Annotated in this window: 7 protein-coding genes; 5 read left to right on the top strand and 2 right to left on the bottom strand. The window is 65.5% G+C overall.

Going from position 1 to position 13,043, the window contains the following annotated elements:
* Positions 1-22: 22 nt before the first annotated feature.
* Positions 23-1,012: an AlbA family DNA-binding domain-containing protein gene (locus QP415_RS02670; RefSeq protein ID WP_285098498.1), complete on the top strand. Its 990-nt coding sequence runs from the start codon at positions 23-25 to the stop codon at positions 1,010-1,012.
* A gap of 229 nt (positions 1,013-1,241) precedes the next feature.
* A complete protein-coding gene (locus QP415_RS02665; RefSeq protein WP_285098496.1) occupies positions 1,242-2,204 on the top strand; it encodes a hypothetical protein in 963 nt (320 codons plus the stop codon).
* A gap of 927 nt (positions 2,205-3,131) precedes the next feature.
* Here the strand turns inward: QP415_RS02665 and QP415_RS02660 are convergent.
* Entirely contained in the window at positions 3,132-4,940 is a 1,809-nt protein-coding gene (locus tag QP415_RS02660) for a DEAD/DEAH box helicase (RefSeq protein WP_285098495.1), read from the bottom strand.
* Between the two features lie 253 nt (positions 4,941-5,193).
* Between QP415_RS02660 and QP415_RS02655 the strand changes: the two genes are divergently transcribed.
* Positions 5,194-5,823, top strand: a complete 630-nt coding sequence (locus QP415_RS02655) for a ferritin-like fold-containing protein (protein WP_285098494.1) — start codon at positions 5,194-5,196, stop codon at positions 5,821-5,823.
* An 83-nt stretch (positions 5,824-5,906) separates the two neighbouring features.
* On the opposite strand, the gene QP415_RS02650 is transcribed toward QP415_RS02655, so the two are convergent.
* Positions 5,907-6,134, bottom strand: a complete 228-nt coding sequence (locus QP415_RS02650; RefSeq protein ID WP_016461419.1) for a DUF3107 domain-containing protein — start codon at positions 6,132-6,134, stop codon at positions 5,907-5,909.
* 78 nt (positions 6,135-6,212) lie between these two features.
* Here QP415_RS02650 and QP415_RS02645 point away from each other — a divergent pair, with 78 nt between their 5' ends.
* Positions 6,213-9,398, top strand: coding sequence for a UrvD/REP family ATP-dependent DNA helicase (locus tag QP415_RS02645; RefSeq protein ID WP_285098492.1), 3,186 nt, complete (start codon positions 6,213-6,215; stop codon positions 9,396-9,398).
* Between the two features lie 19 nt (positions 9,399-9,417).
* The gene (locus QP415_RS02640; protein WP_285098490.1) at positions 9,418-12,846 is read left to right on the top strand and encodes an ATP-dependent DNA helicase; all 3,429 of its coding nucleotides are present in this window, start codon (positions 9,418-9,420) and stop codon (positions 12,844-12,846) included.
* The last annotated feature ends 197 nt before the right edge of the window (positions 12,847-13,043 follow it).

The following is a 13,043-nucleotide window of genomic DNA, read 5'->3' as shown; positions in this document are numbered from 1 at the left end:
GACTTGTCCGTGAGGAGCGCTTATGACCGCTGGAGGACCGCAGTTTAGCGCCACGCCGCAAAACCCCGACCTGCTGCGGTGGATCGGCATTCAGGTCCTGCTGCTCGCGATTGCCTGGGTGATCGGCATGGTCGTGCGCCGCCTCCTGGCCTCGCGCATGACGATGTCCACGGCCTCGGCAACCCTCACCGGCCTCGGCGGCCTGTGGGGCGGCCTGCTGGTCGCGGGCTGGATCTTCTCCTCCTCCGACATGTGGCGCCCCGCGATGATCGGCGTGGCCGCTCTGGTTGCCGCCATCGTGGTCGTTATCGTCTCCCTGATCGTTGCCTATCTGCACCCGCGCCCCGGCCTCGAGCCCATCGCCGAGGTCGCCAAGCGCGGCGAATCCGACTCCCTCGAATTCAAGTCGAGCGCCCGCTGGAACATGCGCGCCGGCAAGCGTGACGAGGCCATGGAAACCGTCATCGCGAAGACGGTCGCCGCGTTCATGAACTCCGGCGGCGGCACCCTCCTCATCGGCGTGGACGACGACGGTCGCCTCATTGGGCTGGGCCCCGACTACGCGACCCTCAAGACCCCGGACGCCGACCGCTTCGAGCTGTGGATCCGCGACCTGTGGGGCCAGCGCCTGGGCACCAACGCGGCTGCGCTGCCCCTCCTCGACTTCGCCGAGGCCTCGGACCCCCAGGAGGGCTACGAGCGCCAGGAGGTGTGCCGGGTGACGATCCCGCCGTCCACGCGCCCCGTGTACCTCAAGGGTCCTAAGGGCAAGGGCGAGGCCGAGCTGTGGGTGCGCGTCGGCAACTCGACGCGGCGCCTCGAGGTCGCCGACGCCGTGCAGTACGTGGCTCTCCGATGGCCCGAATCCGTGCGCGTCTCGCCCCTGACCCGCGCGCGTCTGTTCTTCACCATGAGCCGCCACCGCGACACCCCCACGCGCCTGCCGCGCGTCGTCGAGCGCGTCCTCACGGAGCGTGCGAAGTACGGTGTCGGGTCGTCTGAGGGGGAGTGAGCTGGGCTGTTCTGCGAAGCGGAGCTGGGAGCCAGGTGTTTGGAATTCCTGTCGCCCGCACGGTTAGTTGTGAATCGGCTTTGATTATGCGGTGAGACGTGGATGTTCATCGATGATGAGTCACTTCAGTGTGCGATATCGTCACTGTTTCGTCAGAGGAATGCTTGATGTCTGGTGTCAAAGGTGAGATGAGCGGAAATTGTGTGGTGGTTCGCGCTAGCATTCAAGGATGAGTGAAGATGTAAAGTTTAGTTGTGCATGTGGAATGAATAAGTTTCTTCGGTGGTTCACCTTCGTGTGCGCATTAGGTGTTAGCATAGTTGCCCTGTGGTGTTTTCAGTCGCGTTTAAGAACTCAATTTTTCGGACGTGAGCTTTGGCTGCTACTTGGTGAGCTTCTTGCTCCTGTCGTTCTGTCTTCTACGTTTTCATTCACTATATTTCGCTCAGGAAAGCGATCTGGATGGGCTGAAGTATCCGCAGTATTGCTCATGTTGGCGACATTCCTTTCTGTCTTTTCTTTTGCATACTCATTTCTGTCGGGGCAGTCGCTTGCAACTTTTTATGGCGGGGGACAGTCTGGTGTTCTGTCTGTGTATGAGGCAATGTTTGTATGGCTCATCTGCCTTGTAGCTATAATTATCCAATTGTCGCTGATTAACTATGATCGCCTATATCGTCAAGCAAACTTAATCGTTGGTGGGAGTTTGGCGGTAGTTGGTATCTTGATGTCAAAACTACTGGAGTCGTATGAAGTTTTGCAAGCATATTGTTACGAAGCTTCCTGTGGGGCGGACCTTTTGTTGATGATTGCTCAATATGAGATAGCTGCTTCCTTTGTTTTCTCTCTGTTAGCTTTATTCGTGGCGGGTGTATTTATGCCCTTGTGGAGGACTTGGCTGTATGGTCTGTTTGATGGGACTACGCCATGCCTCATTTGTAGTCGTAATGCACGGCGGAATATTGGTCAACCTGTGACTGCTGGCTTGTATGAAGATTCTGCGGGTGGCCTGGGTGATGCGACTAGTGCTTCGGACTTAGAGGAGAGTATGGCTAGAGCGGAATCTGTGCCGCCTGCTGTTGGCGCTACGCGCGGTGATGGTCTGTCTAGGCAGTGGATGGGGGCCGCAGTGAGTGGTGTCGTGGCGGGTGTCTGTTTCTCAGTTGCGAACCGTGTCTTCAGTCGCCGCTGAGCTGCGTTGCCTTGCGCTTTGACTGGCGAGTTGAGGCAGGTTTCCGCGCCGCTACTTGTTGCTAAGTGGTGTTACACCATTTAGCGGGGTGTTACACCAGCTCGGAGGCGGTGTAATGCTCCCTAACTGGTGTAATGCTCCCTAAGTGGTGCAGGGCTGTTAGCTGTGGCTTGGTTGGAGGCATGTTGGAGCTGTTATGGAGCTGCTTTGCCGCGACGGGACTTGTTGGCCAGTGGCATTGCACTAGTTAGCGCAGCGTTGCACTGGATAGCAGCCAGTGCAATGCTCTCCTATCTAGTGCATTGCTGCTGTATCTAGTGCAATGCTGCGTGACCTGGTCCTGTTGGATGCCGGTGTGGCCGGCGCTGGGCAAGGTTATCCGCGATCACGCTTGTTATCGATGAAGCGGTGCACCCGATCCGTAGGCATTACACCCCTTCTGATCGGGTGTATCGCGACGTAACGGGTGCAGCGCCTCTTGTTCGGAGCCGGGCGGGTATTTCGAGGTTGTCTGGCTGCGTCTGATGCTGCCGCTTGGGTGTGTCGGGAGTAAATGCCCGCGGTTGGACTTGTTTCGGGAGGTGGTGCACCCGATCCGTAGGTATTGCACCCCTTCTGATCGGGTGTAGCGCGACGTAACGGGTGTGTCGCGACGGATCGGGTGCATTGCGGCGTGACCTGGGCCTGGTGGATGCCAACATGTGCAGTGTCAGCGAGGAAACCCGCGCGCAAGCTTGTTGCCGATGAGGTGTTGCACCCGATCGGGAAGATTCAACCCCTTCTGATCGGGTTGAATCTTCCCTAACGGGTTGAATGTTCCCGATCAGGTTGAATCTTGCCGCGCCCTGAGGCCCCAAACAGGGAGGGGCCCAAGCCTTTCGGCTCGGACCCCTCCTCATGTCGTATCAGTGCAGCGGCTCTATCGCCTCACTCGCCGCCCTTGCGGCGGCGGATGCGCTTGCGGGCGCGGGGAGCGCGCTCTGAAGCAGCACCAGCAGCACCAGCAGCACCAGCAGCACCACCATCAGCCGAACCGGAACGCTGCGAGTGCTCGCCGCGGCCACGGCCACGCGTGCCGCGGTCGGAGCGGCCGCCCTTGCCGGCGTTCAGCGTGCGATCGCCGTCCTGGGAGCCGCGACGCGACCCGCGCGAACGCGACGCGTCGGAGGAAGCAGCCGAACCACCGCGAGACGAACGACCGCGGCCACCACGCGAGCCACCACGCGAACCCGAACGCGACCCGGAACGCCCGCCCCGGCCTCGTCCATCGGAGTGGGGAGCAGAGCCGCCCAGATCCTCGAGGACCTCGGCGTCCAGGCCCGCGCGCGTGCGCTTGGCGCGCGGCAGGCGACCGGTCGTGCCCTCCGGGATGTCCAGGTCGGTGAACAGGTGGGGGGAGGTGTGGTAGGTCTCGAGCGGATCCGGCACGCCCAGTCCCAGGGCCTTGGAGATCAGCGACCAGCGCGGCGTATCGTCCCAGTCGACGAAGGTGACGGCCGTACCAGAGTGCCCGGCGCGGCCCGTGCGGCCAATGCGGTGGATGTAGATCTTCTCGTCTTCGGGGCACTGGTAGTTGATGACGTGCGTGACGTCGTCGACGTCGATGCCTCGCGCGGCGACGTCGGTGGCGACCAGGACGTCGACCTTGCCGTTACGGAACGCGCGCAGAGCCTGCTCGCGGGCGCCCTGACCGAGGTCGCCGTGCAGCGCGCCGACCGCGAAGCCGCGGGCGGTCAGGTCCTCGCCCAGGCGGGCGGCGGTGCGCTTGGTGCGGCAGAAGATGACGGTGCGTCCGCGCCCCTCGGCCTGGAGGATGCGGGAGACGACCTCCACCTTGTTCATGGCGTGAACACGGTAGATGACCTGCTTGACCGTGTTGACGGTCTGGTTCTGGTCGTCGGGATCCTGCGCGCGGATGTGGGTCGGCTGGACCATGAAGCGGCGGGCGAGGGCCACGACGGGGCCGGGCATGGTCGCGGAGAACAGCATGGTGTGGCGGTTCTCGGGGACACGGCTGAGCAGCGTCTCGACGTCGGGCAGGAAGCCCAGGTCGAGCATCTCGTCGGCCTCGTCGAGGACGACGGTCTCCACGCCGGACAGGTGCAGGTGGCCCTTGCGCAGCAGGTCGATGAGGCGGCCGGGCGTGCCCACGACGATGTCTGCGCCACGCTGGAGGGCCTCGATCTGGGGCTCGAAGGCGACGCCGCCGTAGATTTCGACGATGCGGGTCGACAGGTACTTGGCGGCCTCGCGCAGGTCCTGGGCGACCTGCTTGGTGAGCTCGCGGGTCGGCAGGATGATGAGCGCCTGCGGCTGGTTGGGGTTGAGCAGGTCCTCGTATCCCTCTTCGTCGGGCGCGATGACGTCCTCGAGGACGGGGATGCCGAAGCCGAGGGTCTTGCCGGTGCCGGTCTTGGCCTGGCCGATGATGTCGTGGCGGTCCAGCGCGGGGCCGAGGGTGAGGGCCTGGATCGGGAAGGGGTGCGTGATGCCCTTGTCTTCGAGGGCGTCGACGATGGGGTCGGTGACGCCGAAGTCCGCGAAGGACTTCTTGTCGAGGTCCTCGCCCTTGCCGGTAATGTCCGGGGTGGCCTCTTCGACCTCGGGGGCTGCGGGCTTGATGTTGCCGAGGCGGACGACGCCTGCGGAGTATTCGACGGACGAGGCCGGGGTGGCCTTTTCGGTGGCGTCGACGTCGGGGGTGGGCGCGGTTGCCTCAGTGCTCGTGTTGGTCACGATCTGCCTTGTCTCCCGGGCTATTCCGGGGTTGGGGTCGGTGCCGATCGCGCATTATCTGGCGCGGGGATTCTCGTCCGCGCGTACGTGTTACTTATTCAAAAATGCGACCGGTCGTCCGGTGGTCGTCTTTCAGTGTAATCGTGTGGGAGCAGTTCGCGGGGGAGGGGCTGGTCACAGGGACTGTCGCAAATCGGGAAGAACAGGATCCCAAGGGCGGGCCGTCGAGCTTGTCAGGCACTATGCTGGAGCCATGGCACACGAGTTTGATTCCGTCCCCGCCGACGACGCCGAAGTCCTTGGTATTCTCGCCTATTCGTCGCTCGCGTTTATGACGCGACTGGCGAAGGACGGCGAGCAGGCCCCCACGTTCGAGGCCCACGTGGAGCACGCGCGTATGGCGGCGCGGTGCTTCAAGCTCTACCAGCAGCTTGAGGTGTGGAGCGAGCACCGCGGCTTTGATCTGCTGGCGGCCGCCGATGCGTTCTCTGGCGCGTACGACGACCTGGATGCGCGCACGCGGCCCACGACGTTCGCTGAGCGAGCCGTCAAGACGTTCATTACGCGCGGCATGCTGGGCGACATGCTGATCCGCGTCGCGCAGGTGCATGGCCTGTTCGAGGGGATCGAGGACGTGTGGCCCTTCGAGCAGGGGCACTGGGTGCGCGCGCACCTGGGTCCGCAGATCGAGGCAGACGAGCAGTTGTCGTCGCGTCTGTCCCTGTGGGGTCGCCGGGTGGCAGGCGAGGCCCTCGGCCTCGTGCGCGCGACGCTGTTCACCTACCCGTCGCCGGCTGCGTCCCCGGAGAACGTCGACGAGATCACGGAGTACGTGATCAAGCGCCACGGGGAACGCATGACAGACATTCACCTGAAGGCCTGAGGCCGCAGGATTAACGAGGCCGGGGTTCCTCGGGCGGTATCACGACCGCTCGGGTTCCCCGGCCTCGTTCGTCTGGGCGCGATTCAGTGAATCGCGAAGCCGACGCGGCGTTCGGACTTGTCGGCGACCTGGACGTATGCGAGGGCCTGGGCGGGAACGAGGGTGCGCTGGCCCTTGGTGTCGGTGAGGTCGAGGATACCGTTGGTGGCGGCAAGGGCCTCGTGAACCTTGGCCGTGAGCTCGCTTTCGGTCATGTCGACGTCGAGACCGAGCTGACGCGTGTTGTCGCGGATGCCGATGAAGATCTCCATGATGACTCCTTGCTGGTAAATGTCGTCACGCCCATCATATGTGCCGCAGATGTGGGTGGGGTCTGCGAGTATTGCGTTATGAGCGAAATTCAGGTCAGGTTGCGCAGCCGTGGCGCCGATTGGTGGCGTCTGCCGGAGCTGAACGCCCGCCAGCGCGCGGTCGTGGAGGCGGCGCGCTCGGGCGACGTGATTGTGCGCGGCGCACCGTCGTCGGGGCGCTCGACGTGTGCTTTGGCCGTGTTTGAGCAGGCGGCCTCCCGGGGGCGCAGTGCCCTGATTCTCGCTCCCGATCGCACGCGAGCCGATGTGCTGACTCCGCGCGCCCAGGGGCTCGGCCCGGACGTGGTGCGCCCGGTGCGCACGCCCGCCTCCTTCGCCTATCAGGTGGTGGCCACGTGGCGCACCCAGCGCGACGTGCCGTTGGAGGGCGTGGAGCTGGTGACGGGTGCGGCTCAGGATCAGATGCTCGCCGAGGCCCTGGAGTCCGTGGAGGCCCCGTGGCCCGAGGACATTGGCCCGCAGATGCGCGCGATGCCAGCCTTCCGCGCGGAGCTTCGCAACCTGGTGGCTCGCGCGGGCGAGGCCGGGATGGACGCGGCCGAGTTGTCCGAGGCCGGGGCCAGGTTTGGCCGTCCGGAGTGGCAGGGTGCGGGCGCGATCATCGCCGCGCTGGAGGAGGGGCCCGAGCACTCCCCGGAGTATCCGCAGACCCTGCGTGTAGACCTGTCGCGCATCCAGGCGCTCGCGGCTGAGCTGATCGATGCGTGGGAGAAGGATGCGCCCTCTCGCGGGGTGCAGGCGCCCTGCCCGGTGCCCGACGTGGTGATCGTTGATGACCTGCAGGATTGCACGCCTTCGACGCTGAGGCTTCTGGAAGCGTGCCGCGACGCGGGTGCGCGGATCGTCGCTTTTTCTGATTCCGATGTGGCCGTGGCCGGTTATCGCGGCGGCGAACCGCACTTGGACCGTAGGCTCGCTTCCCTCCTCGGTGTTGAGATTGTTGAGCTCGGCCAGGTCTACGACATGTCCCGTGCCGTGCGTGAGCTGGCGCGCCAGGCCTGCGCGCGCATCGCTCAGTCGGGATCGCCCGCCCGGCGCGAGGCCGGGGTCTCGGAGGATGCGCCGCAGGGGCTCCTGGTGACGCACCTGGGTGCCACGCCCTCGCAGATGGGTGCGCTCATCGCGCGCGCCCTGCGAGCCCACCACCTGCACGACGGCATCGATTTTTCGGATCAGGTCGTCATCGTGCGCAGCTCCTCGATGGTCGCCGAAACCAGCCGTTACCTGGCGCGCGGCGGCGTGCCCGTCGCGGGCGGCAGTCGCGCCTTCGACTTCGCGACCCAGCCGACGACGCGCCTGCTGCTTGACCTGGTGACCATGCCGACGGGACAGAGTGACACGGAGGCGACCGCGCGCCGCGAACTTGCCGAGCGCCTGCTGCCCTCGCCCCTCGTGCGCGCCGACGCGCTCGCCGCTCACCGGTTGCTGCGCCGTCTGAACGCCGCGCGCGCCCAGGCCGCCGAGGAGGCGGGTGACGAGGCCCCGCCGATCCCGCTGACGGCTGCCGACCTCGTCAGCGACCCGCAGACGTGGAGGCCCTCCCTGGAGCAGGTCGAGCAGGCGGGCGGTAGGCGCGCCCGCGCCGCCGCCATGCTCGCGCGCCCCCTCGAGACCGCCGTACGCCTGTGGGAGCTGGGGTGCAGTGGCAGCGCGCGCCCCCAGGAACGCCTGTGGTCCCTCTGGGAGGCCTCCGGGGTGGCTGGCGAGTGGCGCTCGCGGGCCATCGCGTCGGATGAGTCGTCGGGCTGGTACGACGATCAGCTAGACGCTGTCGTGGCGCTCCTACGCGTCGCGGACGTGTGGGAGCAGCGCAACCCAGCGGGTTCCGCCGTGCGCTTCGCGTCCGAGCTGCTGGCCGGCTCGGTTCCCATCGACACGATTTCGCGCGTGGGCGTGCGCCCCGGTGGCGTCGAGGTCCTTACCCCCGCGCAGGCGATGGGCCGGCACTGGCAGGTCGTCGTCCTCGCGGGCCTGCAGGACGGGGCCTGGCCGAACCTGCGCCTGCGCGACCGGATCCTACGCGCCGACCTGCTCGCGGACGCGGGCGCGGGTCGCGTTGCCGTGGGTGAGGATGGGCGCGAGGAGCTTGTCGACTCGACGCGGGCTGCTCGGCGCGCGGTTTTGGACGACGAGTATCGCCTGTTCGTCGCGGCCGTGACGCGCTCGTGCAGCATCGTGCACGCCGGAGCGGTGCGCTCGGAGGACGCGGCCCCCTCGGTGTTTTTCGATCTGGTGGCGCGCCTGGCGGGCACGCCGCGCGAGAACGACATCGTGCCGGTGGATACGGTGGAGGCGCCTCTGTCCCTGTCCGGTCACATCGCGGACCTGCGTGCGCGCGCCGCCAACCCCGATGAGCCGACTGACGCGCAGCTGGCCGCTACCCTGCTGGCTCTCATGGCGCGCGAAGGTGTGCTTTCGGCGCAGCCGGACCGCTGGCTGGGGGCAGGCGGTACGCCCACGACTGACGAGGAGTACACGGGTGAGCTCACGCTGTCTCCCTCGCAATTCGAGCGCGCGCTGGCGTGCCCGCTGCGCTGGTTCCTCACCACCATCGGAGCGGACGGCCCATCGAACGCGGCAGCCAGCCTCGGCACCCTCGTCCACGCGGTCGCCGAGGAACACCCGCACGGGACCCCCGAGGAGCTCACAGAGGCGCTGGAAGCGCGCATCGAGGAGCTGGGCTACAACCTGGACACGTGGGCGGGGCGAGTCGCCGACCGGCACGCCCGCGACATCGTGAATAACCTGGCCTCCTACCTGGAGGGTATTCCCGGACCTGTTGAGGTTGAGCAGACAGTGTCCGCTCAGGTTGAGGGTGTGACCATTCGGGGGCGTATGGACCGCCTCGAGCATGTCGACGAGGGGGTGCGCGTCACCGACCTGAAGACCGGAAAGAGCGGATATTCGGCGAAGACCGTCCCCGATAATCCGCAGCTGGCGGCGTACCAGATGGCCCTGCTTGCCTCGGGCGAGAGGGTCGCGGGAGCGCGCATCGCCCTGCTTGGCGACGATAAGCCGAAGTATTTCGATCAGCCGCGCCTCGAGGGGCAGGCCCTGGAGGATTGGCACGACAAGGTTCGCGAGGTCGCTGTGTCCGCGCGAGGCCCCTACTTTGAGGCGCGTCCCTCGGATACGGCCTGTGCGTACTGTTCTTTTGATCGGTTGTGCCCGGCACGCGAGCGCGGCCACAAGGTGGTGGAGTGACGTGGAAAAGGACAGTGCGATGAATCTTGGCGCCCTGCAGATCCAGGCGATCGTCGACGCGACGAAGACGCCGACGCCCGAGCAGGTGCGCGTGGTCGAGGCTCCGCGCCGCCCGCTTCTCGTCGTCGCGGGCGCAGGGTCGGGCAAGACCGAGACCATGTCGATGCGCGTGCTGTGGCTCCTGGCCAATCACCCCGACTTGAGTCCCTCCTCGATCCTGGGTCTCACCTTCACGCGCAAGGCGGCCGGCGAGCTGGGGGAACGCCTGCGCGAACGCATCCGCCTGCTGTCGCGCGAAATGCCGCAGCTGCGTGAGCGCCTCGACGAAGACCCGGTGTCCCTCACCTACAACTCCTTTGCGGAACGCATCGTGTCCGAGCACGGGATGCGCATCGGCCTCGACCCCGATTTCTCGATGCTCTCGGAGGCTGGCGCGATCGACCTGATGACTCAGATCGTCGAGTCGTGGCCCACCGACCTGGACGATGAGCTCACACCGGCTGGCGTCGTCGGACAGGTCCTGCACCTCGCGGGCGAAATTTCGGAGCACGGCTACACGGTGGAGCGTGCGCGTGAGGTCTTGGAGGAATTTGGACGCGAGCTCGAGCAGGTGGGGCGCGGGAACAAGGAGTCTCGTAAGGCCATGGACGTGAATTCGCGTCGCATCGCCTTCTTGGGCCCGATCGCCGCCTACCAGCAGCGAAAACGCGAGATGGGCGTCCTGGATTTTTCTGATCAGTTGGTCCTGGCCACGCGCATCGTGCGCGAGGCACCGGCGGTTCGTGCGTCCCTGCGCGAGGAGTTCCGTGCGGTCCTGCTCGACGAGTTCCAGGACACCTCGGTGATCCAGATGGACCTGCTGTCAATGCTCTTCGCAGATCATGCGGTCACCGCAGTGGGAGACCCGAATCAGGCGATTTACGGCTGGAGGGGAGCCTCGGCCTCGTCCCTGGAGTCCTTCCTGGATCGTTTCCAGACGGGCACGTCCGAAGAAGGACAGACGCTCACGCTGTCGACCGCGTGGCGCAACGATGTGTCGATCCTGGAGGCTGCGAACAGGGTGGCGGCACCCCTGCGGGAGGTGCCCTCCTTCCAGGTGGGCAAGCAGGAGCTCAAGGCGCAGTCCCCCGTCCTGGTTCCCAGGGGTGGGGCGGGGCCCGGAGCCGTCGACATTGCTTTCACGCAGGATTACGATGAGGCGCTCGGCGCGATGGTCGATTTCGTGCAGCGGGTGCGCTCGCAGCCGGTTAAGGACGGCAAGCGGCGCAGCGTCGCCGTGTTGAGCAGGCAGCGTCGGGACTTTCCGTTGATCGACGATGCCCTGCGTGAGGCTGGGATCCCGACGGAGATCGTGGGCCTGGGTGGTCTGCTCGATCAGCCTGCCGTGCAGGATGTGCGCGCCGCCTTGGAACTGGCATACGACGTGGAGGCATCCCCGTGGCTGGCTCGCCTGCTGGCTGGCATTGACTTGGGTGCAGCCGACCTGATGGCGCTGGGCGACTGGGCACGTTTCCTGGCACGTCAGGAGGGTGTTAACCCTCATCAGGCGATCCTTTTGGATGCGGTGGATTCCCCTCCGAAGCCCGGGTGGGCGGCCGAGGGGCGGCCCGCGATCAGCGAGGAGGCCGTGCGCCGCGTGCGGCTGCTTGGTGAACGCCTGCGGCAGGTTCGCGAGGGTGTGGGGCGTTCCATTACCGAGCAGGTCGAGCGGGCGATCCTCATCATGGGCACCCTGGACGATGTGATCGCGGATCCGCTGTCGATGGGTGGGCGTGCGGCGCTCGATGAGTTCATTTCTGTCGCTGCGGCCTACGAGAAGGAAACCCCGGGTGCGTCCCTCGGGTCTTTCCTGGCGTATCTGGATATGGCAGAGAAACGCGAGGATGGGTTGGATGCACCGCTGGGCGAACCGGACCCGAACGCCGTGCAGATCCTGACCGTCCACGGCTCGAAGGGCCTTGAATGGGATGGGGTTGTGGTGTTTGGGCTGGCCGATGGCTCGTTCCCCCTGCACAAGAGCAAGAGCCGACCGTGGACGGATGATCCTCCCACGAACAAGGCATGGGTGACCGACGCCGGCTCGTTGCCGCATCCGTTGCGAGGGGATCGAGCAGATCTGCCGCCTTTTGAGTTCGACGTTGAGGGGGCAAAGAATCCGTCGACTGCCTTCAAGCAGTGGCTGGAGGGCGAGTACGGTGCTTCCCTCGGGGAGCACGCGGAGCGTGAGGAGCGTCGCCTGGCCTACGTGGCCATGACGCGTGCGCGCAGCGCTCAGCTGTTGGTGGGCTCCTGGACGTCTGGGTTCAATAAGAAGGTGACGCATCCGTCGCGCTACCTGATGGATGCCAGCGCCCAGCTCTTTGAGCACACGCCTGGTGTCTCTTCGGGTACGGTCGGTGCCATCGAAGACCCGCAGATGTGGTCCAACGGGCGGTGGCGTGACCACGCCGTGAAGTCCTCGGTGGGGGAGGGCAGGTGCTTGATGATGCCTGTCCCTCAGGCCGAGGAGGGCAGTGATCAGGGCGCGGGTGCGCGGGTGTTCGAGACCTTCCCGGAGGAACCTGGGCCCTCTCGCCAGCGGGTCGCCGCGGCAGCTCAGGCCGTCGAGGCGCAGATCCGCGATCTGGCGCAGGATCAGGACGTGTACGAGGCCTTGGCGCAGCTGGGAGATGACCCCGCGGTGCGCGATACGGTCGCCCTCATCGAGGAGTATCACCTGGGGCTGGAGACGCCGGTCGTGGACCTGTGGGCCGAGCGCGTTCCTGCGACGTCCGTGTCGGCGCTTTTGCAAGATGCCCAGGAGTTTGCGCGCGACATGCGCCGCCCGATGCCGACGCGTCCCAGCTCGTTCTCTGCGCTGGGCACGGTGTTTCACGCGTGGGTGGAGCGCGAGCTTCACCTGGCCTCCGCGGACCCGGCCTCGGAGATCGCTGCGGGCGCCGACGTAGTCGCGGGGGAGGACAGCGCGCTGGCTGGCGGCCACGACGCGGCGGACGAGGCTCTGCTGACGGATGGTGAACGCGAGCGCCTTGAGCGGCTGCGCGAGAATTTCCGCGCGTTCCTTGCGGACGAGCTCGCGGACTACCGGGCCGTCGCGATCGAGGAGGCCTTCTCGGTGGAGGTGGGCGGCGTGTCCGTCCAGGGCCGTATTGACGCGGTCTTTGAAAGGGTCAGTGGAGATGGGCCGCGCTACCTGGTCGTCGACTGGAAGAGCGGCCGCCCGGTGACTGCCACGACCAAGCCGGACAAGGTCGCGTACTTTGTGACTCAGCTGCGCCTGTACCGGCGCGCGTGGGCGGCCCGCATGGGAGTGGACGCTTCTGACGTCGGCGCAATGGTCGCATTCCTGGCGGGCCCCTCGCACTATACGCTCGAGAACCTGGAAGACATGATCGCCGGAGCGGAAGTTTCCCTGGATGAGGCGCTGAAGGAAGTGCTCGCTGACTGAAATCCCTGTTTAATCCACCTGGACGGGTGACAGGCTGGCAAGAGTTTGACGGAAACGATTGAAAACCCTGTTGCCTGCGTTCTTACGAAGTTTCATAGGATAGTCAGAGTTAATGGGTGAATGTGATCAAAGTTAAAATCAGGGTTGTGTGCCCAGGTTGGGGAATGGTATAGTTGTCCTGTCAATTTCAATGACGA

Source organism: Pauljensenia sp. UMB3104 (assembly GCF_030217285.1).
Lineage (GTDB): Bacteria > Actinomycetota > Actinomycetes > Actinomycetales > Actinomycetaceae > Pauljensenia.
Note: the sequence above shows the minus strand (reverse complement) of the source record. Positions and strands in the feature narration are given on the sequence as shown.

Coding starts and splice junctions, on each gene's coding strand:
- QP415_RS02670 (WP_285098498.1), top strand. CDS start 23: ATGACCGCTGGAGGACCGCAGTTTAGCGCCACGCCGCAAAACCCCGAC.
- QP415_RS02665 (WP_285098496.1), top strand. CDS start 1,242: ATGAGTGAAGATGTAAAGTTTAGTTGTGCATGTGGAATGAATAAGTTT.
- QP415_RS02655 (WP_285098494.1), top strand. CDS start 5,194: ATGGCACACGAGTTTGATTCCGTCCCCGCCGACGACGCCGAAGTCCTT.
- QP415_RS02650 (WP_016461419.1), bottom strand. CDS start 6,134: ATGGAGATCTTCATCGGCATCCGCGACAACACGCGTCAGCTCGGTCTC.
- QP415_RS02645 (WP_285098492.1), top strand. CDS start 6,213: ATGAGCGAAATTCAGGTCAGGTTGCGCAGCCGTGGCGCCGATTGGTGG.
- QP415_RS02640 (WP_285098490.1), top strand. CDS start 9,418: ATGAATCTTGGCGCCCTGCAGATCCAGGCGATCGTCGACGCGACGAAG.